The following is a 21,963-nucleotide window of genomic DNA, read 5'->3' as shown; positions in this document are numbered from 1 at the left end:
CTTTCTCACTCATCGCTATCCCCGAACAGCGGCATGGAGGGCTGTGTCATCTGCGCGGGCGCGGCCATGCCGAGATGCTTGAACGCCTTGAGCGTGACGATGCGTCCGCGCGGCGTGCGCCCGATGAAACCCTGCTGAAGCAGGAACGGTTCGATCGTTTCCTCCAGCGCGTCTTTCGATTCGCTCAGCGCCGCGGCAATGGTGTCAATGCCGACCGGCCCGCCGCCGTAGGTGTCGGCGATGCAGCGCAGATAGCGATGATCGAGCGAATCGAGTCCCAGCGGATCGACTTCGAGCTGCGTGAGCGCACGGTCCGCAACGCCGTCGTCGATCTCCGCCGCATCCTCCACGGCGGCGAAGTCCCGCACGCGCCGAAGCAGCCGCCCGGCCACGCGCGGGGTGCCGCGGCTGCGCTTGGCGATCTCGCGCGCGCCGGCCGGCGTCATGGTCATGCCGAGCACGCCCGCGCCCCGCGTCACGATTTGCTCAAGCTCCTCGTCGGTGTAGAAGTCCAGCCGGACGGGTATGCCAAAGCGGTCGCGCAGCGGTGTGGTCAATAGCCCGGTCCGCGTGGTAGCGCCGATCAGCGTGAATTTCGCCAGGTCGATGCGCACCGAGCGGGCCGCTGGTCCCTCGCCGATGATGAGATCAAGCTGAAAATCCTCCATCGCCGGATAGAGGATTTCCTCAACCGCAGGGTTGAGACGGTGAATCTCATCAATGAAAAGCACGTCGCGCGCTTCGAGGTTGGTGAGCAGCGCGGCAAGGTCGCCCGGCTTGGCGATGACTGGGCCGGAGGTCATGCGGAAATTGACGCCAAGCTCGCGCGCCATGATCTGCGCCAGCGTGGTCTTGCCCAGCCCCGGCGGGCCGGCGAACAGGACGTGATCCAGCGCCTCGCCCCGGCCGCGCGCGGCGTCGATGAACACGCGGAGGTTGGCGCGGGCGCGCTCCTGGCCAATGAACTCGGCGAGCCGCTGCGGGCGCAGGCTCGGCTCGATGTCGTCCTGGTCGCTGCGCGCGCCCTCGATCAGCCGTTCGCTCACGTCGCAAGCTCCTTCAGGCCCAGCCGGATCAGCGTTTCTGTCGAGGCGTCGTCACCCGCCTCACGCATGGCGGTGGCGACTGCTGCGGCGGCCTGTGCGGCTGGATAGCCCAGATTCGTGAGCGCGGAAACCGCATCGCCCATCGCCGAGCCGTCCTGCGCGGCCCCGCCCTCCGGGAGCGCCGCAGCAGCCGCGCCGGCCTCCACCAGTCCCGGCGCCTTGTCGCGCAACTCGCCGATCAGCCGCTGCGCGACCTTCGGCCCGACACCGGGCGCGCGCGAAATTGCGCCCTTGTCCCCGAGCGCGATGGCGTTAGCGATCTCGTTCGGCTCCAGCGTCGACAAAATCGCAAGCGCCAGCCGCGTTCCAACGCCCTGCACGCCTTGCAGCAACCGGAACCAGCGCCGCTCCAGCTCGTTCGCGAATCCGAACAGGCGGATCGCATCTTCGCGCACATGGGTCTCGATGGCCAGCTCGACAGGCTGCCCGCGCGCCGGCAGCCGGGCCAGCGTCCGGCTCGCGCAGTGCACTTCGTAGCCCACGCCCCCAACATCGACAATCACCCAGCCATCGCCGGTGGCGTCGACGAGCCCTTTGAGCTTGCCGATCACCGCGCCGCTCCCGCCAGTATGGCGACCGCGCCGCGATGGTGCGCGTGCGTGATGGCGATCGCCAAGGCGTCCGCCGCGTCGTCGCTGTCCGGGGTCGCGCGCGGCAGCAGAACGCCGAGCATCGCGCGTATCTGCGCCTTATCGGCGTGGCCGGAGCCGACCACCGATTTCTTCACCGCGTTAGGCGCGTATTCGGAAATAGAGATGCCTGCACGGGCGGGCGCGAGCAGGGCGATCCCGCGCGCCTGCCCCAGCTTGAGCGTCGCGCGGGCATCCTTGTTGACGAAGGTCTGTTCGACGGCCGCCTCTGTGGGCGCCCAGGTCTCGATAGCGTCGCAGAGACCGGCGAAAAGGTCGGCAAGGCGTTCAGGAAGGCTTTGATCCTCGCGCGGGCGGATGGTCCCGGCGGCGATAAAGGTCACGCGTGACCCCGCGCTTTCGATCAGCCCCCAGCCGGTGCACCGCAGGCCGGGGTCGATGCCGAGAATGCGCGCCGCCGCCATGTCATGCCCCACACGAACACCTCAATCCGGCCCCTCGTCATGCCCGGACTTGATCCGGGCATCCATACTGCTGCGTCAGGGCGACTTCTGGATTGCCGGGTCACGCCCGGCAATGACGCCAGAACTGACGATGTGGAACGTCTTGCCTAGGCGGACAGCCGCTCCATCACCTCGTCGGAGACTTCGAAATTGGCGTAGACGTGCTGCACGTCGTCATGGTCTTCCAGCGCCTCCAGAAGCCGCATGACCTTGCCGCCGGTTTCCTCGTCGACCTCGATGGTGTTCTGCGGCTTCCAGATGATCTGCGCCGATCGCGCCTCGCCGAAATGCTGCTCCAACGCCTTGGCCACGTCGCCCAAGTCTTCCACGTCGCAATAAACCGTGTGTCCATCTTCGGACGATTCGCAGTCCTGCGCACCCGCCTCGATGGCGGCTTCCACCATTTCTTCCGCGCTCGCCGTCTCGACCGGATATTCGACCGAACCGATCCGGTCGAACACGCAGGAGACTGCGCCGGTCTCGCCGAGGTTGCCGCCGTTCTTGGAAAAGATCGCGCGCACATCGCCGGCCGTGCGGTTGCGGTTGTCGGTCAACGTCTCGACGATCACGCCGACGCCGCCCGCGCCGAAGCCTTCGTAGCGGATCTCCTCATACGCCTCGCCTCCGGCGTCCTGGCTCTTCTTGATGGCGCGCTCGATATTTTCCTTCGGCATGTTCTGCGCACGCGCCGCCTGAATGGCGAGCCGCAGACGCGGGTTCCAGTCCGGGTCGGGCGCCCCGAGCTTCGCCGCGACGGTTATCTCCTTGGACAGCTTCGAGAAAATCTTTGCGCGCTTTTTGTCCTGTGCACCCTTGCGGTGCATGATGTTCTTGAATTTGGAATGTCCTGCCATGTCGGTCCTGTGTCTTTCTGCCTGAGAGGCCCCGCGCACAGCCTGGTCTCGACTCGCATCTCGATGCGGCCGGTTTTCGCAAGCAATCGCCAGCGCGGGGCGTTCTGTTTGGCCGTTTTATAGCTTATTCGCCCGGGGCGTTGCCAGTGTTCGGCGGCGGGCGCCAGAAGTCCGGCTCACACGGGCGTAGCCGCCCGCCGGTGCGCACCGGCGCGATGTGCCGGGCGAGGCCCGTCGCGTCGTCAATGTCGATCGCCACGCCGCAAACCGTCGCCGCGCCGAGCGCCGGTTGGAAGCGCCCCGATCCAATCTGGCTTACGAAGCGATTGACCGGCTCCTCGCGCTCCATGCCGATGACCGAGTTGTAATCGCCACTCATGCCGGCATCGCTCAGATAAGCCGTGCCGCCAGGCAAGACCTGGTCGTCCGCTGTGGGCACGTGGGTGTGCGTCCCCACCAGAGCGCTCGCCCTGCCATCAATATAGTGTCCGGCCGCCTGCTTTTCCGAGGTCGCCTCTGCATGGAAATCGACGAAGATCGCATCGGCGGCGGACTTGAGCGGGCAGGCGCTCAGTTCGCGGTCCAGCGCCTGAAAGGGGCAGTCCAGGTCAGCCATGAAAAGCCGGCCCATGACGTTCAGCACGAGGACCTGCGCGCCGTTCTTCGCCGGGAACAGGCCGGCTCCGCGCCCCGGCGTACCCGGGGGGAAGTTGAGCGGGCGCAGCAGACGCTCCTGCCGTTCGATATAGACGAGCGTCTCGCGCTGGTCCCAGACATGGTTGCCCGTGGTGACAACATCCGCGCCGGCGTCGCGCAGGTCGTTGAAAATCTGCTCGGTGATGCCGAAGCCGCCGGCGGCGTTCTCGCCGTTGATCACGGCGAAGTCGATGTCGTAGCGCGCGCGCAGGTCCGGCAGCGTCTCCAGAACCGCGCGCCGGCCGGACCGTCCGACGATGTCGCCGATGAACAGGAACCGCATCAGGCGCGCCCTACGCGATAGGCGCCCTCAGGCATGAGCATCCAGTCGAGCGGTTGGTCGTGCGGCTCATTCGGCACGCGATCGACTCGCTGCTCGGCGAACGCCACGCCGACGGCCGTGACAGGCCCCGCCGCGCGCAGCTTTGCTAGCGTGCGGTCGTAAAAGCCGCCGCCATAGCCGATGCGATAACCCCGCTCATCGAAAGCCGCGAGCGGCACGAGCAACACAACGGGTGTTAGCTCGGGGGCCTCCTCCGGCGGAGTCGGAATGCCCAGCGCCCCGCGCACCATCTGCGTCTCAGGCGTCCAGGCGCGGAAGATGAGCGGCTGCCCCTTCCGCGTGACCGGCAGGCCGATGCTGTGCCCATCGTCAATCAATCGGCGCAACAGCGGCAAACAGTCCAGTTCGTCGCCGAACGGATAATAGCCGCTGATCACTGCTGGGCCAGGCAATTCGAGAAAGGACAACGCCCCTTCCGCGACCGCCGTGGCGGCCTGTTCGCGCGCTTTTTCGGGAATGGCAGCGCGCCGGGCGAGGCTCTCGCGGCGCAGGGCCTCCTTGTCGAGACTGGTGACGGTCATGCCTGCGGTCCTCGCCGGGCGAAATGGGAGTGGAGCCGCCGTAGCCGTGGGGGAGAATGATCCCTTGGGTCCCTACACTAGTAGGTGGGTGCCGATTGTCCGAGGCCACGGCCCCGGGCAGGGTCAGCTCCCTTGAGGATCGGTATCGGCCCCGGGAAACAGAGCCCCTCACGCGCTCGGCAGCCCCACACCGAGAATGTGATGTGTTCGCGCCGATTGTCCAGAGCGAAAGGCGGCGCGGCGTTATTCTTCCTCCGTGGCGTCTTCCGGCGGTTCCAGCGTCATGGTGATGGTCTGCATGATCCGGTCGGTTTCCGACAGGATTTTCAGGATGCGCTGATAGTGCTTGATGTCGTCGAAGGAGAGCGCGCGCCCCTTCCGGTCCTTGAGCCATTTCTGCGCCGGTTGATAGCCGCCGATGTAAAAGCCCCATGAGATTTCCGGCGCGTTGTCGAAATACTGGGTGGCGTTGATCCAGACCTTGCCGTCCGCAAAGGCGGGTTTGTCCACGACGTTGTCGCCCTCCCCCATGAAGGGATATGGCGTTTCGCCGATCGCCTCCGGCTCCATCAGGTGCAGCTTGCGCAGTTGCGCGCCCTTGGCCGAGATGTCCCAGAATTCGTCCGGGCTGGCGGGCCAGGGGATGCGCGGGAAGTCGATTTTCAGGAACTCCGCATAGGTCTCGCGGTAAGCGGGGCAGTGCAGCACGCCATAGATGTAATCGAAGACCTGCACTTCGTCCGGCGTGCCGTGTTTGGGGTGCTCTGCCAACCGTTGCAGGCGTTTGTAGAGCTTCGGGTCGAAATTTACGCGGCGGGTCTGGTCGAGGTCCTGATCGTCGGGATAGAGGTAGAGAGGAAAGTATGTATTGATGTCGTAAGCGCCATAAAGTTTATGGCCACCGATTGTTTTTACAGTAAAGCCACCGTAACCGTCCTTGGTTTGCCCATTAGTACAAAGTGCCAAGTTCTCTTGTTTTAAGTGACGCATTACTTCGTCGCGGGGACGGCACAAAAATCCTCGTGAATTCCCAGTATAGTAGGTCCAACGCGTGTCAAATGGACGATAGGCAATTGGAACAATGTTCTCCTGTGAAAGTTTGCGATTGACGTCTTCTTGCGCCCATGCCACTTTCCAATCCTGCACGTCTGGCCCCAGCCCATATTTTGCCCGAGCCGCCTCTGGTTCAAGAGCAGCAAAATCTTGAACGCGATTCCACAACCGTTCCTTGTCGTCGTCGAGCGTCAAGCGATCCCGTGCGGTCACAACCCCGGCAGCGTTAACGGGCATGAAATTACGAATTGCGAAGCCTTTCTCGTAGAGCGCTTGGATAGCAAGGTTACGCTTAACGAACGCATAGTGTGGCGCAGTGGTTTCCACGTCGGAAAACAGTGGCGCTGTCAGGTTCGTCTGTTCCAGCGCCTTATATTTGACCTCTCGCGCGCCCCACAGGTCGCCGTGCATGACCTCAGCAAGCGCTTCGCGACCATCCTTTGTCTTCACCGCAACGATGATCGCCACGCCCTGCTGAATATCGAAAACGTTCTTGTCCGGCTCGCCCTCAGGCGTCACCTCCTTCTTCTTGGCATTGCCATGCAGATCCAGCACCCAGATGCGGTCAAAGGTCTTTCTTAGGTGCCAGCGCATCCCCCGGAAAGTCGGATTGTCGAGATAGCCGTGATTGGTGATGAAGCCCAGCACGCCCTCGCCGTTTTTCTCGATCAGGTACGAGGACATGCGGATGAATTTCACATAGAGGTCATTGAGCCATTTCGAGTTGCGCTCATTGAGAGGTTGCTCGCCGCCCGGCTCTTTCTTGTAATCTTCCATCAGCCTGCCGATCCAGCCCTCGGATACGCCGCCTTCGCCCAGATACGGCGGATTGCCGATTACGCACATGATCGGCATGTCGCGCTTGACCGTGTTGGCCTGTTTGACCTCGTTCGACAGCCACTGCGCAAACGGCAAGGTCTGGTCTACCGGCTCGCCCTCTTCCAGCGAATTGGTGAGATAGACTGACAGACGCGGCGGCGCGCCCGTGGGCTGATAGCCCATCTCGGTCAGGATCATGTCCAGCTTCATGTGGCACATGGCATACGACGCCATCAGAATCTCGAAGCCGTGCAGCCGCGGGATCAACTCGGTTTCGACATACCGGTTCCAAGCCCCCGGTGCTGTCGCCTTCACGCGCGGCGCAATCTGCTTGATGACCTCGGCGAGAAAGGTGCCCGTGCCGGTGGCGGGGTCGAGAATCTGGACCTTGTGGACCTCTCGCTTAACGGTCGCGTTCTTACCGGACTTGCGCAGTTCACCCTTCTTGGTTGTTTCACGCTGGCCAGTATCCCAGTCGATAATGACTTTAGAGGTGTCGGCCAGCCCGTCTGCCAGCCCGAACTCCGTCCGCAGCACATCGTCCACCGCGCGCACGATGAAATTCACCACCGGCTCGGGCGTGTACCAGACGCCGCGTGCCTTGCGCTTGGCCGGGTTGTAGGCGGCCAGGAACGTCTCGTAGAAATGCAGGAAAGGGTCGTCCTTACCGGTCAGCTTGCCGAAGCCCTGCATGATCTCGAAGACATTGGCGGCCTGAAAGACCTTGGCCAGATCGTCGATGATCCATCTGATCCGATCATCGAGGTTCGGCCCGGCGATGTAGCTGAACAGGTTGCGCAGGAAAGGGTTTGACTTGGGCAAAAGGTCCATCGCCTCGGTGCGGCTGAACGTGTCCGGCGTCGGGTCATGCAGCCGCGCGGCGAACATGCCATAGGCGATGGTCTCCGCATAGATATCCGCGAAATCCTCCAGCGTTATGTCGTGGATCAGGTGTTCCTTGAAGGCGTTATACTGTTCCGCCAATTCGGTGTCTTGATCCCGGTCGGCGCGAAGGGCGTTCGTCAGCACATCCTTTATCAGCACTGCCTTGGCAGCCATCATCTTGGCCAGCACTTCCGGAGAGGTGATGGTCTGCGGTTTTTGCGCTATGAACTCTCGCAGCAGGTTTTCCAGCGCCTCGAACTGATCCGGGTGCGGCTGGATTCCCATCAAGTAATCCGCGATCGTCACGGAGGCGATGCGTTCTCCGTTCCTGTAGAAATCGAAGTCCAGCCCGTTTGTATAAATCAGATTGGGCAGCGCCTTGAGGTAGCGCTCCTGCTGTTCCTTGTTCGCCCCTTTCATGGCGCGCAAGTCCACGTCAGGCGCTTTGGCCTCGACATGGCCAATGACGATTTCGCCGCGCTGGATAATGAAGTCCGGAGCCCCGCATTCGACCCGTCTTGGCTCGTTCAAAGCCGCAACATCCGGGGAGACTGAGGCCAAGAGCCTTTGCAAGGCCGGACGATAGGTACTCTCCGTTGCCTTTCCAGTTGCATGAACCTTTTGAATATCGGCAATGAAATCAGCGACGATCGACATGATTCAGTAGCCAGGCTGTTGCTCCACGCAGACAAAGCCCAATAGCAGAGATTTGCCGAAAAGTTGAAGGGTTCAATCGCCGCCGGCGGCTTCGCCCGGCTTCGCGCCGCCCGCCGCGAGCGAGCCGGATTTCGGCGGGGCCGGCTTCTCGTTGCCCAGCGTGTTGAGGCGTGCGCTGGCATCCTTCACAATCTGCGCCATCTCTGAACCGCTCGGCCCGCGGGCACCCGACTTGTCGTTCAGCGCGTTGCCGAGCCGCGCGATCTGCTTGAGCGTGCCCTGCAGTTCTTCCCGCGCCTCGAACAGTTCGTCAGTCACGATCAGCGCCGCCATGAGGAAGAGCTGGTCCGACGGCATCCGCGGGAACCGCTCGCCTATCTCGTCGACCCGCGCGGCGAAATGCGAGGCCAGCGCATGAATGCGCGGCTCCTCGCCCTCCGCGCAGGACAAGCGATAGGTCTTGTTGCCGATTGTCAGGGTCACCTGAGGCATAAGCGCCTGCCTTTCCGGCGGCGACCGGATCCTACGCCGACTTGCCCGAGAACGCCGGACGGGTCACGACGCCAGAAGCGTCTTGATACGTCCGATCACGCTTTCGATCCGTTCTCCCGCCTGCTGGTTGATCCGTTCGAGCCGTTCGGCCCGCTCCTGTTCGCGGCGTAACTGTTCGCGCAGTTCAGCATTGATCTGCTTCAGTTCAGCCAGTTCCTGTTCCAGCTCCGCCTTGGTCCGCGACCTGGACGCCTTGCGCCGCGTTCCGCCTGACGCCTTGGCCCCCGCTGTGCTTTCTGCGCGCCCCGCTGCCCGCGCATTCCTCTGGCCACGCGCACTTGATGCTTTGCTCGGCTTGCTCACCACACACCGCGACGTTGAACCGCATTTTTCGCTTGAGACGCTAACGACTGTGCCCCTCAATCACCATAGGCGCCGCCCTCGAAAGGCGTCAAGCGCGCGTCCCCGGCCCGCACGGCCCGCGAAACCGTCGCCTCCCATTCGGCAAAGCGATTGCCCAGAGCATTGATTTCGATGCACTTTTCCGATGGCTCATCACTACACAGACAAGCGCAACTTTTGCGCGCATGTCGATAACCCCGGGCGCTCGTCAACGAATTCGCCCGGCCCGGCGCGTCGAAATGCGAATCACCGGGTGCATGTGGCGGACGCCGCAACCAGCTTTGCCAGTCTTGCACAGGCATTTTCGTCGAACCGCCCCAGCGCGCGAACCCAACGGCTTTTCCTTGCGTTTTATGTGTGCCGACATACAACGGTGTCGAATGGACATGGGTCGGCGAGCCGGCGCATCACGCTCTCGACCGCCGGAAGGCGCTGACGCCCCACCACAAATCAGGATGAACTCAGGAGGCGCGCATGGCTGTCAGGGTCGCTATCAACGGATTCGGACGTATCGGGCGCAATGTCTTGCGGGCGATTATCGAGGCCCGGCGCACCGATATCGAGGTGGTCGCGATCAACGACATCACCTCGGCGGAGACCAACGCCCATCTGCTGAAGTACGACTCCGTGCATGGCCGCTTCCCCGGCGAGGTGAAGGTCGAAGGTGATACCGTGGACGCCGGCATGGGACCCATGAAGGTGTTTGCTGAACGTGATCCGGCGCAGCTCCCGTGGGGCGATCTGGGCGTTGACGTTGCGCTGGAGTGCACGGGCATCTTCACCAACCGCGAGGGCGCCAGCAAGCATCTGGAGGCCGGCGCGAAGAAAGTGCTTATATCGGCCCCTGCCAAGGACGCGGACATCACCGTCGTCTACGGTGTGAATCACAACGCTCTGGGCGACGCCCACAAGATCGTCTCGAACGCCTCCTGCACCACCAACTGCCTGGCGCCGGTGGCCAAGGTGCTGCACGAGATGTGCGGGATCTCCCAGGGTTTCATGACCACGGTCCACGCCTACACCAACGACCAGCGCATTCTGGACGCACCACACAAGGACCTGCACCGCGCGCGGGCCGCCGGCGTGTCGATGATCCCGACGACCACGGGCGCGGCCCGCGCCGTCGGGCTCGTCATGCCCGACCTTGACGGCAAGCTGGACGGCACGGCGATCCGCGTGCCGACGCCGAACGTCTCGATGATCGACCTGAAATTCATTCCGACGCGCGAGACGACGGTGGACGAAGTAAACGCCGCAATGAAACGCGCCGCGGAGCAGGAACTGGCGGGCATACTCGCCGTGACGGACGAACCGCTCGTGTCGATCGACTTCAACCACAACCCCTATTCCTCGACCTTCGACACGACCCAGACGCAGATCGTCGATGGCCGGCTGGTGCGGGTACTGTCCTGGTACGACAACGAGTGGGGTTTCTCCAACCGCATGGCCGACGTGGCGATCGCGATGGCGAAAACCGGCTGATCGCGGGCATGGCAAGGGCCGAAGCGGATCACCCCTGCCAGATCTATCTGGCCATGCCGGCCGATGCGGACACTGGCCTCCTCGCCAGGCTGCTGGACGGTGACAGCGTGGCCGCGCTGTTGCTCTACTGCGAAGGTGAGCCACCGGAAGCGGTGGCGCGCGAGGTCGTGGCCACCGCTCACGCTCGGCGCTTGCCCGTTCTGCTCGCTGATACGCCGGAGCTGGGCCGCAAGGTAGGCGCAGATGGCGTCCACATTCCCGCCAATGAAGAGCGTTATGCGGCGTGCCGAAAGGTGCTCGGCGCGGAGGCCATCATCGGCGCGGGCTGCGGGACGTCGCGGCATGATGCGCTCGTGCTCGGTGAGCTCGGCGCGGATTACGTCGCCTTCGGCCCGGAGCCCGGTCGGACCGATAAGCAGGACGTCACCGAGCTGGTCAGTTGGTGGCAGGAGGTCTGCGAGCCGCCGGTTGTCGGATGGCACAGCGGCGGCTGGGAGGAGGCGGCCGCGCTGATCGACGCAGGCGCGGATTTCATTGGCGTCTCGGCGCTGATCTGGGACGCCAAGGATCCCGAAGCGGCTCTTGACCAGCTGAACAGCATGATCGCCGAAAGGCAGCGGGGAACCACATGAGCAAGGATGGGAGGCATTTCGGCCTGCGTCGCGCGGCGGCTGCGCTCAGCGTTGCGCTGAGCCTGACCTTCGGCGCTCATGCGGCGCTGGCCAGCACCGAGGACCCGGCTTACGCCGCGTTCTTCGAGGGCCGCTATCTCGAAGCCCTGGAATTGGCGAAGGAGGCCAGCGAACGCGGGGAGCCACAGGCCCCCACCCTCATCGGCCGCATCTACAGTGAGGGACTCGGCGTGCCGCAGAACAAACGCAAGGCCGCGGAGTGGTACGCCACTGGCGTGGAGCGCGGCGATCCGGATGCGCAGTTTGCGCTCGGCATGATGCGCCTGACCGGAGACGGCATCGGCCAGAACCTCCCGCAGGCGGCCGCGCTGTTGCAGCTTGCCGCGGAACAGGGCCATGCCAACGCCGCCTATAATCTCGGCCTCCTCCACGTGAATGGACAAGGTGTCGATTTTGACTTGGAGCGTGCCGCCGCCCTCTTCAAGCAGGCCGCCGAGAAGGACAATCCGCAAGCGCAATATGATCTGGGCGCCCTCTACGCGGCCGGTGAAGGCGTGCCGCCCGACCCGGAAAAGGCGGCATACTGGACCGCCAAGGCCGCCGAGGCCGGGCTGCCCGACGCGCAACTCGACTATGCCATCATGCTGATCCAGGGCCGCGGCGTCGAGAAAGACCACGACAAAGGCCTCGCAATGCTCAAGGCCGCAGCGGAGAACGGGAATCCCGTGGCGCAGAACCGGCTGGCCCGCGTGCTCGCCTATGGCGTGGAGGTGAAAGCTGACCCGATCGCCGCCGCGAAATGGCACCTGCTGGCGCGGGAAAGCGGAATTAGCGACGGCCGGCTCGACATCTTCCTTGCCGGTCTCACCAAGGAACAGCGGGCACAGGCCGAAGCTGCCGCCCGCAGGTGGCGCCGCACCGAGATGAGTGCCTTGCAGTAAGCGCGCCCCTCCCCGCCACACGGAAACATTGAGCCGCCCGCGCGTTTTCGTCTAAAGCTGATCCGAAACCGCGGCTGCATGCGCGCCGCCAAAGTCAGCAGACAAAACGAGGAGACCGTGGCGCTGAAGACCGCCTTCCAGATGGACCCGATCGACCGCATCGACATCCGCGGCGATTCCACCTTCGCCATGATGCTTGAAGCACAGGCGCGTGGCCATTCGCTCTTCTACTACACGCCCGACAGACTCGTTTATGGTGACGGCCACGTGTACGCGACCGGCTGCGAGGTCGAAGTCCGCGATGTTGAGGGCGACCACTGCACGCTGTCCGAGGAGAAGCGCGTCAACCTGCGCGACTTCGATGTCATCATGCTGCGGCAGGACCCGCCTTTCGACATGGCGTACATCACGACGACCTTCATTCTGGAGCAACTCGTCCCGGATGTGCTGGTTGTGAACGACCCGGCCAATGTCCGCAACGCGCCGGAGAAGATGCTGACGATGACTTATCCGGAACTGATGCCGCCCACGGCCATCGTCCGCGATCTGGACAGCGTACGCCGCTTTCGTGCCGAGCATGAGGACATCATCCTCAAGCCGCTCTACGGCAACGGGGGCGCGGCGGTGTTCCGGCTCGCTGCGGGCGACACCAATCTCGGCGCGCTGGTCGAGCTGTTTCAGGGCGTCTTCCGCGAGCCGTTCCTGGTCCAGAAGTATCTGCCGCAGGTCCGTGCCGGCGACAAGCGCATCCTGCTGGTGGACGGCGAGCCGGCCGGCGCGATCAACCGCGTGCCGGCCGACGACGAGACGCGTTCCAACATGCATATCGGCGGACGGGCCGAACCCACCGAGATGACCGAGCGCGAGCATGAAATCTGCGCGATCATCGGCCCGGAGTTGAAGCGCCGCGGGCTCGTGCTGGCGGGCATCGACGTGATCGGCCCCTATCTCACCGAGATCAATGTCACCTCTCCCACGGGAATTCGCGAAGTGAAGCGGTTTGGCGGTGCCGACATCGCCGCGCTGGTGTGGGACTGGGTCGAGGAGCGACGCGCGGTGCCGGTGTAGCGCGCTTTGTTCGCATATTGTTCTTGAAGTTTGGTTACGAAATGCGTAACCTCCTGCCTGTCAAGTTGCAGGAGGGGAAATGTTCGCGCGTATCTCCACGGTAGCGCTGCACGGCATCGAGGCGCGTCAGGTCGATGTGCAGGTCAGCCTCTCGGCCGGCCTGCCGTCCTTCACAATCGTCGGTCTGGCGGACAAGGCGGTGGCTGAAAGCCGGGAACGGGTGCGGGCCGCGCTGAGCGCCATCGGGCTTGGCCTGCCGCCCAAGCGCATCACCGTCAATCTGTCGCCTGCCGACCTCCCGAAGGAGGGCAGCCACTACGACCTGCCGATCGCGCTGGGTCTGATGGTCGCCAGCGGCGCGATCCCCGGCGATCTGCTTGAAAGCTACTGCGTAACGGGTGAGCTGGCGCTCGACGGTAGCCTGTCCCCCATTGTCGGGGCGCTGCCGGCAGCGATCGGCGCCAACGCCCTCGGCAAGGGGCTGATCTGTCCGGCCGCCTCGGGTTCCGAAGCGGTCTGGGCCGGCGAGACTGTCGATGTGCTTGCGCCGCCGGACATCCTCTCCCTGGTGAATCACCTCAAGGGCGAGCAGATGCTGGCCCGGCCCGAGCCGGCCCGTTCCGTCGAAAGCCGCGCGGCGAGGCTGGACCTGAGCGACGTGTATGGTCAGGAGACCGCGAAGCGCGCGCTGGAGATCGCCGCGGCTGGCGGGCACAACATGCTCATGATCGGACCGCCCGGCGCAGGAAAGTCCATGCTGGCGGAAAGGCTGCCCACCATTCTCCCGCCCATGTCGAGCGAGGAGATGCTCGAAGTGGCCATGATCCAGAGCATGGCCGGCCTCTTGTCCGAATCCGGCCTGAGCCGCGAGCGGCCGTTCCGCGCGCCGCATCACTCTGCGACCATGGCGGCGCTCGTCGGTGGGGGCACGCGCCCACGGCCCGGCGAGGTCGCGCTGGCGCACCGGGGCGTATTGTTCTTGGACGAACTGCCGGAGTTCGCGCCGCGGGTCCTGGACTCGCTGCGCCAGCCATTGGAGACCGGCGAGATCTCGATCGCCCGCGCGAACCATCGCATCTCCTATCCCTCGCGCATCCAGCTCATCGGCGCCATGAACCCTTGCCGCTGCGGCCAAGCCTTCGAGGGAGGACGCAGTTGCCGGCGTGGACAGAACTGCATGAGCCAGTACATGAGCCGGATATCCGGACCGCTGCTCGACAGGATCGACCTGCAGATCGAGATGCCGGCGGTCAGTGCACTCGATCTGACGCGGCCACAAACGCCCGAGCCCAGCGCCACAGTGCGCGATCGCGTGGTCGCGGCCAGAGAGCGCCAATGCAGCCGTTACCGAAGCCTTGGTCTGCAAGACGTGTGGACCAATGCCGAGTGCCCGGCCAGCAAGCTACCTGATGTTGCCGCACCGGACGACAGAGGCCAGACGATTCTGCAAGAGGCGACACAACGACTCGGCCTGACAGCGCGTGGCTATCACCGCACCCTCCGCCTCGCCCGGACGATCGCTGATCTTGATCAATCCGAGCGCGTAACGCATATCCACGTTGCCGAGGCGCTCGCCTATCGCGGCGAAGCCATGAACGCCAGCATGGCCGCCTAGCGCAACGCCTCACGAATCCGCGCAGCGTTGGCGACCTCGGTCGGGCCGTTGTGCTCGGACATTCGGCGTGCTGGCCGTTGGGGCAATAGACCGATCTTCTCAAGTCCTCCGTCAAAAGATCGAAAAGACCAACAGTGCAGGACACTCCAGGACTTTTCGAGCCTGGAGCAGAACGGTATGAAGATATGGCTAAGAAGGCGGCTGCGGTCGTGACAAGGCTTTTTCGGCAGGGCAGACTAATGGGGCATGTGTGTTGGGTAGGCCGATGAGACTTAACGTTCGACGTATTGCCAGCAAGTTCCGGCCGGCGCGGTCCGCAAGGCTGCCGCTCGCGCAGGGCGCTGCGTATCACCCGAGCCGCAGCAAGGCCCGCAGCTTCATGATGCGGCGCACGCCGGCCAAGGTCTATGGACAGATCGGCACGCTTGAAGTGCGCCTCGCGCGCTCGCGCGGCGATGTGCGCCGCGCCCAACGCCTCCGTTATCGCGTCTTTTACGAGGAGATGTCCGCCATCCCCGACGCGACCACGATGCTCAACCGGCGCGATGAGGATCCCTACGACGCGATCTGCGATCACCTTCTCGTCGTTGACCGGGGCGCCGTGCCCAAGACGCGCCAGCGATGGCCGCGCCGGGCGCGTGCGGTGGGCACCTATCGCGTGCTGCGCCAGGATATTGCCGAACGCCACGGCGGCTTCTACACGCAAAGCGAATACGATATTGCGCCGCTGATCGCCCGCAAGCGCGAGACCCACAAATTCATGGAGCTGGGCCGCTCATGCGTTCTGAAGCCCTATCGGAACCGGCGCACGGTCGAACTGCTCTGGCAGGGAATCTGGACCTATGTCCGGGAACACGGCGTTGACGTGATGCTCGGCTGCGCCAGCTTCGCCGGCACCGACCCGAACGAGCACAAGATGGCGCTGTCCTTCCTGCATCACTTTGCCAGCGCGCCGGACGAATGGCAGGTCCGCGCGCATGACCATCTCTACCGCGACATGAACCTTCTGCCCGCCGAGGAGGTGGACCAGCGGGCTGCGCTGAAGGCACTTCCCCCGCTGATCAAGGGCTATTTGCGGCTCGGTGCCTATGTGGGTGATGGCGCGGTCGTCGATCAGCAGTTCGGCACGACCGACGTGCTGATCATCCTGCCGGTGGAGGCCATCGACTCACGCTACTTTGACCACTTCGGCGCGCCGAATCAGTCGGCGGCGAGTGTGGCCATGCGCCCTCGCAGCGAAATGATCTGATGGGCGTCGACACTTTCCGCGCTTTGGATGCCCAGCCCGCATGTGATCAACCCGTAACAAGCGATGCCCAAAGTCGAAATCTACACCACCCTTTTCTGCCCCTTCTGTATCCGCGCCAAGCGGCTGCTGCGCCGCAAGGGGGCCAGCTTTGAAGAATTCGACGTCACGATGAAGCCGAACGCCCGCGCGGCTATGCGCGAACGTGCCGGCGGAGCGCATACGGTCCCGCAGATCTTCATCGACGGAGAGCACATCGGCGGGTGCGACGAGCTTCACGCGCTCGATGCCGCCGGCGGTCTGGATCCGCTGCTCGCGCGCGCCTGAGCGGCAACGCGCAGCCCGCGTCCCGGGCAGCGACCTTGAAGAGGAGCCTTCAACATGTCGGATCAGCCCGGTTCCTCGCGCGCCTTCCGATGCGCCCTGGTCCAGCTCCGCGCCAGCGGCGACCCCAAAACCTCGATCGACCATGCCGTGCCTCTGATCCGTGAGGCGGCATCGCAAGCCGACTACATCCTGACGCCCGAAAACACCTCGCTCATAGAGATGCGGACAGCGCCGCTGTTCGCCGCCATCGCGCCGGAAGAGGCCACGCCCGCGCTGCGCATCTTCCGCGAACTGGCGGCGGAACTGGCCGTATGGCTCCACATCGGCGGCATGCCCGTCCTCGTGGGCGACCGGCGGGCTGCCAACCGCTCCTTTCTCATCACGCCGCAGGGCGATATCGCCGCACGCTACGACAAGATTCACATGTTCGACGTCGATCTGCCGGGCGGCGAGAGCTATCGCGAATCGAAGAACTACCGGCCGGGGGAGGAAGCAGTGCTGGCGTCGCTGCCCTGGGGCATGATCGGGCTGACGACCTGCTACGACCTCCGCTTCCCGGAGCAATACATCGCGCTGGCGCAGGCGGGCGCCGATTTCATCACCGTTCCCTCGGCCTTCACCCGACAGACGGGCGCGGCGCACTGGCACATTCTCCTCCGCGCGCGGGCAATTGAAACCGGTTGCTTCATATTTGCGGCGGCGCAGGGCGGCGTACACGATACGGACCGGGAAACCTATGGGCACAGCCTGATCGTCGACCCATGGGGTGAGCTTGTGGCGGAGCGGTCCGGCGACAAGCCGGGCGTGATCGTAGCGGAAATTGATCCGGGGAAGGTTGCCGAGGCGCGGCAGCGCATCCCCGCGCTGCAGCACCGGCGCCCGTTCAGTATCCGAAAGGTCTAATGCGGGGACGCCGGCTTAATTGAACGCGCCAGCGGTCAAGTCCCGGCGGAATGCGTCTAACCAAGCTTGTCCTCGACCGCGGCGATAGGCGTGCCAGGCCTTGGTTACCTCGTTGCGCACAATGACCATCTTGGCCTTGGAAGATTGCTCGCTGCACTCAAGCTGGTCGGCGGTCGTGACCTCAACAGAAAAATCCTGGTGGAGATAGCCGACCTGCGCGACGGCGCGCTGAAGCGCATCCTGCTCGGGCTGCTGGCTCATCGCTGCTCCATTCCCTTGCCAGAAAAGCGGGGGAAAGGCTGCCAAACCAGGGTTATCGGGAGGTTAAGGCGGGAAAAGCGGGGCCGCGCCGGGAGACCGGCGCGGCCAAGCGGTGAGAAAGGCGTCAGGCGCTCGACGCGAAGCGGCTCACGGTGCGCGTGACCTGCTGCTGGAACGGCTGCGAGGCATCGGTGGCGATTCGCGCGCTCAGCTGCTGGATTTCTTCGGCCTGCGTCTTGATCGCGTTCATCTGCTCGCGCATGAAGCCGGCCTGCAATTCCATCGCCTCGGTCTGCGTGCGCACGCTCGCCAACTTACGGGCGAACTCGAAGCCAGCGTTGAGGTTCCGCTGCGTCAGCTCCATCACCTTGTTGTTCAGCTCCGTCGAGCCCTTGGTCGCCTGATCGAGCGAAGCCTCCATCGCCGCAGTCGCGTCTTCCATGGCCTGACGCGCCTGGGTGTAGGATTCGCGAAGCTGCGCGAGAGTCTTCTCCGCATAGGCGCGAATCGCCTCCGGGGTCTCGCCCACTTCGGCGCTGAAGTTCGGCGTCGGCGCGGCAACCTGTGCCGGCGAAAAGCCGGTGTCCTGAGCACCCGGCGCCGGCGTGTTTGTCCACTGCTCACTCATGGTCAGTCCTCCTTATGATGCCGAAAGGTCGAAGCGATCACGGACGTTACGCCTTCGGCTGCGCCTTCTGAGCGGCCTCGGCCATCATCTTGGAAATTTCCTGCGCCTGCTGGGTGTAGGATTCCATCTGCTGACGCGCAAACTGGGTCTGGATCTCCATGACCTCCTGCAGGTCCTTCGCCTTCACCAGGCGCTCGGCCAGATCGAAGCTCGCCTGCACGTTGGCCTCGGCGTACTGCATGGTCTTTTCCTGGATTTCCTTGCTGCCCATGCCCATGGCGTTCGTGGAATCAGCGAACATGCCCTGCGCCTGGCGCGCGGCTTCCAACAGGCGGTCATACGCCTGCTTGGTCTGCTCAACGGACTTTTCCGCCATCTGACGGACCGGAGCGGGAATATCGAAATTGGTAGCGTCGTTCATCTCAAGCTCTCCACGACTGGAAATTCCGAAAATTTTCTAAGCGGAGCCGGCAAGGGTGCAGATCGCTCCTGCGCCGGCTATGCCCTGTCCTAATATGAATTATGCTGCAATGCAACAATTTTTTGCAGCGCAACAATCCTGACCTCCGCGTACAACGGCCGGATGCAGTTGCAGCGCACAATTTCGACCCCGGCGCGGGTTGGGGGCAAATCGGGAATTTCCTTCAACCGACAGGCGGTTGGTGATAATTCTTTAACCATTTACGAACGGGCACATATCGATGGCGCAGACTGCAAGCGTTCCGGCGCCGGCCGCCCCGGCGGCGCGCGCGTTGCCGCTGGAGAGCTTTCTGGCGACCGACGACCCCGTCTGGGTGTGGGACGGGCAGGGGCGGCGTATTGTCTGGGCCAATGCGGCGGCGGCCAAGCTGTGGGGCGATGCGACGCCGGAGCGACTGAAGCGGCGGCGCACGGGTAAGACGCGTGGTGCGCCTGCCCGGCTGACAGAACTGGCGCGGTCCGGCAAGGCGCTCGGCGACCACGCCGAAACGCTGCGCGTGCCGACGCCGAGAGGCGATGTGCCCGTTTCCTGCGTGTTTCAGCGGCTGCAGCTTGCCGGAAATCGGCCTGGGCTGGTCGTGCGTGTGCTGACCGAACGGGAAGAAGCCGAAACGCCTGCGGAGATTGCGGTTCATCCGGCGGCCGAGCTGGCTGAAACGGCGCCGCAAAATCCGGCCCGCAAACCACCGCAACCACAGAAGACGCCGCGCAAGACAGCTACCCGCTCGGACATCGGCGCGCTGAAAGCCATCGCGCGGGACCTGGGCGACGCCAAGGGCTTGGCGCAAGCAAGCGCCGCGGGCACGCAAAAGCCTGCCACCAAGGCCCCGGCAAAATCTGCGCGAAAGCCCGCCAGCACGTCAGGCTCAGCGGGCCAGAGCAAACGCAAATCGCAGCGAAAAACGGAAAGCCCCGTCCCCGAGCCGTCGCCACCGTCGGGCGAGGAGATGACCGCGCTGCTCGCGCGCGTCAGCCACGAAATCCGCAACCCGCTGACGATCATCCTCGGCTTCGCGGAGATCCTTAAAAGCGACCGGGCCGACCGCCTGCCGCCGGGCAAGGCCAAGGAGTACGCCAGCGATATTCACCGCACTGCACAACTTGCTCTCGGACTTGCCGACGACCTGCTCGGCTTTGCCGAGCGCGCCAATGGAGAGCCGCCGCCGCATGACTGGTTCGACCTGAACGCGCTGATCGCGGACTGCCTGCACCTGCTGGAGCCCGTGGCTACCGCGCAAGGCGTGACGCTCATGCGGCGGCTTAAACGAGGAGCGCCGCTGCTGCTCGCGCATGAGCGCTCGGTGCGTCAGATCCTTCTCAACCTGCTCATGAATGCCCTGCGGCACGGCGACGGCGGCAAACAAATCCGCGTCATGACACGGCTGGATCGCGAGGGCGGGCTGATCCTCAGCGTGAAGGACGACGGGCCAGGCATGACGCCCGCGCAGATCGCCGCCGCGAAGGCACCAGAGGAAGCACAGGATGTAAAAGCTGCCGGACGACGCGGGCTGGGCCTGCGGCTGGTGCTCGGCTTCGTGCGTGACAATCAGGGCCAGTTGGACATCATCAGCAAGCCCGGCGAAGGCACCGATGTGCGCATTCGCTTCGAGCCGGAGCGGCTGCGAATGCCCAAGCCCAGAAAGGCGAAGCGAAGGCCGCAAAAAGGCAAGCGCAAATGACCGCCTACTCCATCTCCTTCGTCTTGGAGAAGCGAATCGCCGCGTTGCTCTCGATCTTGTAGTTCAGCTCCCAGGGGCTGGACGCCATGAAGACCGGATCGCCGTCGCGGTCGGTCATGATCGCGGATTTGTGCTTGCTGACGAAGGTGTTGAGCGCTCTCTCGTCGTCGGAACTGAGCCAGCGCGCCATCTGGTAGGGCGTCGGCTCGAACTCAAGAGCAACCTTGTATTCGCTCTTGGCCCGGTCGCTGACCACGTCGAGCTGAAGCTGGCCGATCACGCCGACGACCCATTGCGAGCCGATGTCGGGCTTCAGCACCTGGATCAGCCCTTCCTCGGAGAGGTCCTGCAGCGCCTGGCGCATCTGCTTCACGCGCGTCGAGTCGGTCAGGCGCACGCGGCGCAGGATTTCCGGCGCGAAGGCCGGCAGACCGGTGAAGCGCAGCTTCTCGCCCTCGGTGAAGGTGTCGCCGACGCGGATCGTGCCGTGGTTCGGGATACCGATGACGTCGCCCGGCCCGGCTTCATCTGCAATGCCGCGGTCCTGTGCCATGAAGATGATCGGGCTGTGCACGGTGATGTCCTTGCCCGTACGGACCTGGCGCAGCTTCATCCCGCGCTTGAAACGCCCAGAGCAAATACGCAAGAAGGCGATCCGGTCGCGGTGATTCTTGTCCATGTTCGCCTGGATCTTGAAGACGAAGCCCGACACCTTGTCTTCGTCCGGCGTGACATCGCGCGGCGTGGCAGGGCTGGGACGCGGCGGCGGCGCGTGCTCCGCGATCAGGTCGAGAAGGCTGGTGATCGAATAGTCGCGCAGCGCGCTGCCGAAGATCACTGGTGTCTGGTGCCCCTCGCGGAAGGCTTGGGGGTCGAAGGGCGGATAGGCCGCCTCGGCCAGTTCCGCCTCCTCCTGCGCCTGCGCAAGCACGCCGTCATCCACACGCTCTTCAAGTTGCGGATCGTCTAGGCCGGAGCAGTGGACAACGGTATCGAACGGCCCGCCGCGCCCCTGCGTTGAGGTATGGAACTCATTGCGCGCCAGGTCGTAACAGCCGTGGAACTGCCCGCCCATGCCCAGCGGCCAGACGCGCGGCGCGATGTCGAGTTGCAGCTCTTCCTGGATTTCGTCGAGCAGGTCGAACGCCTCGCGCCCCTTGCGGTCCACCTTGTTGATGTAGGTGATGATCGGGATGTCGCGCAGCCGGCAGACCTCGAACAGCTTGCGCGTCTGGCTCTCGATGCCGCGCGCCGCGTCGATCACCATGATCGCGCTGTCAACAGCCGTGAGCGTCCGGTAGGTGTCCTCGGAGAAGTCTTCGTGGCCCGGCGTGTCCAGCAGATTGAACAGCAGGCCGTTGTGCGTGAAGGTCATCACGGAGCTGGTGACGGAGATGCCGCGCTCCTGCTCGATCTTCATCCAGTCCGAGCGCGCGCGCCGCGCCTCGCCGCGCGCCTTCACCGCGCCGGCCATGTGAATGGCGCCGCCCTGCAGCAGCAGTTTTTCCGTCAGTGTCGTCTTACCGGCGTCCGGGTGCGAGATGATCGCGAAGGTCCGGCGCTGGTCGTAGGTTATGCTCATTCTTGCTCCGGGATTGTTGAAACGCGTGTGACCGGGCCGACTCCCAGACATATAAGGCCCGCGCCGGCGGCCCAACAGTCTATGCGCGCGACCATCGGTGAAACAAATTCCTGATACGGCTGCAAGCCGTTGCGCGGGGCTGAACCGCCGCTCATGCTCGCCATCGTGGCAGGGCAATCAAGTGTCAAATAAACCTGA

At 64.2% G+C, this 21,963-nt stretch carries 22 protein-coding genes and 1 other RNA gene; 9 read left to right on the top strand and 14 right to left on the bottom strand.

From position 1 onward, the window contains the following. Positions 1-5 precede the first annotated feature (5 nt). The 10 genes from ruvB to BXY53_RS02500 all read right to left on the bottom strand — a co-directional run bounded on the left by ruvB (position 6) and on the right by BXY53_RS02500 (position 8,882). Positions 6-1,046, bottom strand: a complete 1,041-nt coding sequence (gene ruvB, locus BXY53_RS02545) for a Holliday junction branch migration DNA helicase RuvB (RefSeq protein ID WP_119060361.1) — start codon at positions 1,044-1,046, stop codon at positions 6-8. Further along, a complete protein-coding gene (ruvA, locus tag BXY53_RS02540; protein WP_119060360.1) occupies positions 1,043-1,657 on the bottom strand; it encodes a Holliday junction branch migration protein RuvA in 615 nt (204 codons plus the stop codon). The genes ruvB and ruvA overlap by 4 nt, the downstream gene beginning before the upstream one ends. After that, the gene (gene ruvC / locus BXY53_RS02535) at positions 1,654-2,160 is read right to left on the bottom strand and encodes a crossover junction endodeoxyribonuclease RuvC (RefSeq protein WP_119060359.1); all 507 of its coding nucleotides are present in this window, start codon (positions 2,158-2,160) and stop codon (positions 1,654-1,656) included. Before ruvC ends, ruvA begins: the two co-directional genes overlap by 4 nt. 146 nt (positions 2,161-2,306) lie before the next feature. Beyond that, entirely contained in the window at positions 2,307-3,053 is a 747-nt protein-coding gene (locus tag BXY53_RS02530; protein ID WP_119060358.1) for a YebC/PmpR family DNA-binding transcriptional regulator, read from the bottom strand. 124 nt (positions 3,054-3,177) lie between these two features. After that, positions 3,178-4,032, bottom strand: coding sequence for a TIGR00282 family metallophosphoesterase (locus BXY53_RS02525; protein WP_119060357.1), 855 nt, complete (start codon positions 4,030-4,032; stop codon positions 3,178-3,180). Beyond that, the gene (locus BXY53_RS02520) at positions 4,032-4,613 is read right to left on the bottom strand and encodes a 5-formyltetrahydrofolate cyclo-ligase (RefSeq protein WP_119060356.1); all 582 of its coding nucleotides are present in this window, start codon (positions 4,611-4,613) and stop codon (positions 4,032-4,034) included. Before BXY53_RS02520 ends, BXY53_RS02525 begins: the two co-directional genes overlap by 1 nt. A 28-nt stretch (positions 4,614-4,641) precedes the next feature. Next, a non-coding RNA gene (ssrS, locus tag BXY53_RS02515) (6S RNA) lies at positions 4,642-4,802 on the bottom strand. Between the two features lie 54 nt (positions 4,803-4,856). Next, positions 4,857-7,901 (bottom strand): type ISP restriction/modification enzyme, encoded by a 3,045-nt coding sequence (locus BXY53_RS02510; RefSeq protein ID WP_245410333.1) that lies wholly within the window; start codon positions 7,899-7,901, stop codon positions 4,857-4,859. Positions 7,902-8,099: 198 nt separating this feature from the next. Next, on the bottom strand, positions 8,100-8,519 hold the full coding sequence (locus BXY53_RS02505) for a cell division protein ZapA (RefSeq protein ID WP_119060354.1): 420 nt from the start codon (positions 8,517-8,519) through the stop codon (positions 8,100-8,102). Between the two features lie 63 nt (positions 8,520-8,582). Next, positions 8,583-8,882, bottom strand: a complete 300-nt coding sequence (locus BXY53_RS02500; protein ID WP_119060353.1) for a DUF4164 family protein — start codon at positions 8,880-8,882, stop codon at positions 8,583-8,585. Positions 8,883-9,395: 513 nt separating this feature from the next. On the opposite strand from BXY53_RS02500, the gene gap reads away from it, so the two are divergent. The 8 genes from gap to BXY53_RS02460 all read left to right on the top strand — a co-directional run bounded on the left by gap (position 9,396) and on the right by BXY53_RS02460 (position 17,135). Beyond that, a complete protein-coding gene (gap, locus tag BXY53_RS02495) occupies positions 9,396-10,403 on the top strand; it encodes a type I glyceraldehyde-3-phosphate dehydrogenase (RefSeq protein WP_119060352.1) in 1,008 nt (335 codons plus the stop codon). An 8-nt stretch (positions 10,404-10,411) separates the two neighbouring features. Next, positions 10,412-11,035 (top strand): thiamine phosphate synthase, encoded by a 624-nt coding sequence (locus BXY53_RS02490; protein WP_119060351.1) that lies wholly within the window; start codon positions 10,412-10,414, stop codon positions 11,033-11,035. Further along, complete coding sequence (locus BXY53_RS02485) at positions 11,032-11,976, top strand: tetratricopeptide repeat protein (protein ID WP_119060350.1); 945 nt, start codon at positions 11,032-11,034, stop codon at positions 11,974-11,976. The genes BXY53_RS02490 and BXY53_RS02485 overlap by 4 nt, the downstream gene beginning before the upstream one ends. 78 nt (positions 11,977-12,054) lie before the next feature. Continuing rightward, entirely contained in the window at positions 12,055-13,044 is a 990-nt protein-coding gene (gshB, locus tag BXY53_RS02480) for a glutathione synthase (protein ID WP_119060349.1), read from the top strand. Positions 13,045-13,123: 79 nt separating this feature from the next. Further along, positions 13,124-14,659: a YifB family Mg chelatase-like AAA ATPase gene (locus tag BXY53_RS02475; protein WP_119060348.1), complete on the top strand. Its 1,536-nt coding sequence runs from the start codon at positions 13,124-13,126 to the stop codon at positions 14,657-14,659. A gap of 265 nt (positions 14,660-14,924) precedes the next feature. Next, the gene (gene olsB / locus BXY53_RS02470) at positions 14,925-15,908 is read left to right on the top strand and encodes a l-ornithine N(alpha)-acyltransferase (protein WP_119060347.1); all 984 of its coding nucleotides are present in this window, start codon (positions 14,925-14,927) and stop codon (positions 15,906-15,908) included. A gap of 63 nt (positions 15,909-15,971) precedes the next feature. Further along, entirely contained in the window at positions 15,972-16,232 is a 261-nt protein-coding gene (gene grxC / locus BXY53_RS02465) for a glutaredoxin 3 (protein ID WP_119060346.1), read from the top strand. A 54-nt stretch (positions 16,233-16,286) separates the two neighbouring features. After that, positions 16,287-17,135, top strand: coding sequence for a carbon-nitrogen hydrolase family protein (locus BXY53_RS02460; protein WP_119060345.1), 849 nt, complete (start codon positions 16,287-16,289; stop codon positions 17,133-17,135). A 15-nt stretch (positions 17,136-17,150) separates the two neighbouring features. Here the strand turns inward: BXY53_RS02460 and BXY53_RS02455 are convergent, their stop codons facing one another. The 3 genes from BXY53_RS02455 to BXY53_RS02445 all read right to left on the bottom strand — a co-directional run bounded on the left by BXY53_RS02455 (position 17,151) and on the right by BXY53_RS02445 (position 18,445). Continuing rightward, positions 17,151-17,396 (bottom strand): hypothetical protein, encoded by a 246-nt coding sequence (locus tag BXY53_RS02455; RefSeq protein WP_119060344.1) that lies wholly within the window; start codon positions 17,394-17,396, stop codon positions 17,151-17,153. Between the two features lie 124 nt (positions 17,397-17,520). Further along, entirely contained in the window at positions 17,521-18,024 is a 504-nt protein-coding gene (locus tag BXY53_RS02450) for a phasin family protein (RefSeq protein WP_119060343.1), read from the bottom strand. Positions 18,025-18,070: 46 nt separating this feature from the next. Next, complete coding sequence (locus BXY53_RS02445) at positions 18,071-18,445, bottom strand: phasin (RefSeq protein WP_119060342.1); 375 nt, start codon at positions 18,443-18,445, stop codon at positions 18,071-18,073. Between the two features lie 280 nt (positions 18,446-18,725). On the opposite strand from BXY53_RS02445, the gene BXY53_RS02440 reads away from it, so the two are divergent. Then, a complete protein-coding gene (locus tag BXY53_RS02440; protein WP_119060341.1) occupies positions 18,726-20,183 on the top strand; it encodes an ATP-binding protein in 1,458 nt (485 codons plus the stop codon). A gap of 4 nt (positions 20,184-20,187) precedes the next feature. On the opposite strand, the gene BXY53_RS02435 is transcribed toward BXY53_RS02440, so the two are convergent. Continuing rightward, on the bottom strand, positions 20,188-21,765 hold the full coding sequence (locus BXY53_RS02435) for a peptide chain release factor 3 (RefSeq protein WP_119060340.1): 1,578 nt from the start codon (positions 21,763-21,765) through the stop codon (positions 20,188-20,190). Positions 21,766-21,963 lie beyond the last annotated feature (198 nt).

The organism is Dichotomicrobium thermohalophilum, assembly GCF_003550175.1.
GTDB lineage: Bacteria > Pseudomonadota > Alphaproteobacteria > Rhizobiales > Rhodomicrobiaceae > Dichotomicrobium > Dichotomicrobium thermohalophilum.
Note: the sequence above shows the minus strand (reverse complement) of the source record. Positions and strands in the feature narration are given on the sequence as shown.

Bases quoted from the DNA above. Each gene is read 5' to 3' on its own strand.
- ruvC (WP_119060359.1), bottom strand. From the start codon at position 2,160: ATGGCGGCGGCGCGCATTCTCGGCATCGACCCCGGCCTGCGGTGCACC.
- BXY53_RS02530 (WP_119060358.1), bottom strand. From the start codon at position 3,053: ATGGCAGGACATTCCAAATTCAAGAACATCATGCACCGCAAGGGTGCA.
- BXY53_RS02525 (WP_119060357.1), bottom strand. From the start codon at position 4,032: ATGCGGTTCCTGTTCATCGGCGACATCGTCGGACGGTCCGGCCGGCGC.
- BXY53_RS02520 (WP_119060356.1), bottom strand. From the start codon at position 4,613: ATGACCGTCACCAGTCTCGACAAGGAGGCCCTGCGCCGCGAGAGCCTC.
- BXY53_RS02505 (WP_119060354.1), bottom strand. From the start codon at position 8,519: ATGCCTCAGGTGACCCTGACAATCGGCAACAAGACCTATCGCTTGTCC.
- gap (WP_119060352.1), top strand. From the start codon at position 9,396: ATGGCTGTCAGGGTCGCTATCAACGGATTCGGACGTATCGGGCGCAAT.
- BXY53_RS02490 (WP_119060351.1), top strand. From the start codon at position 10,412: ATGGCAAGGGCCGAAGCGGATCACCCCTGCCAGATCTATCTGGCCATG.
- BXY53_RS02485 (WP_119060350.1), top strand. From the start codon at position 11,032: ATGAGCAAGGATGGGAGGCATTTCGGCCTGCGTCGCGCGGCGGCTGCG.
- gshB (WP_119060349.1), top strand. From the start codon at position 12,055: ATGCGCGCCGCCAAAGTCAGCAGACAAAACGAGGAGACCGTGGCGCTG.
- BXY53_RS02475 (WP_119060348.1), top strand. From the start codon at position 13,124: ATGTTCGCGCGTATCTCCACGGTAGCGCTGCACGGCATCGAGGCGCGT.
- olsB (WP_119060347.1), top strand. From the start codon at position 14,925: ATGAGACTTAACGTTCGACGTATTGCCAGCAAGTTCCGGCCGGCGCGG.
- grxC (WP_119060346.1), top strand. From the start codon at position 15,972: ATGCCCAAAGTCGAAATCTACACCACCCTTTTCTGCCCCTTCTGTATC.
- BXY53_RS02460 (WP_119060345.1), top strand. From the start codon at position 16,287: ATGTCGGATCAGCCCGGTTCCTCGCGCGCCTTCCGATGCGCCCTGGTC.
- BXY53_RS02455 (WP_119060344.1), bottom strand. From the start codon at position 17,396: ATGAGCCAGCAGCCCGAGCAGGATGCGCTTCAGCGCGCCGTCGCGCAG.
- BXY53_RS02450 (WP_119060343.1), bottom strand. From the start codon at position 18,024: ATGAGTGAGCAGTGGACAAACACGCCGGCGCCGGGTGCTCAGGACACC.
- BXY53_RS02445 (WP_119060342.1), bottom strand. From the start codon at position 18,445: ATGAACGACGCTACCAATTTCGATATTCCCGCTCCGGTCCGTCAGATG.
- BXY53_RS02440 (WP_119060341.1), top strand. From the start codon at position 18,726: ATGGCGCAGACTGCAAGCGTTCCGGCGCCGGCCGCCCCGGCGGCGCGC.
- BXY53_RS02435 (WP_119060340.1), bottom strand. From the start codon at position 21,765: ATGAGCATAACCTACGACCAGCGCCGGACCTTCGCGATCATCTCGCAC.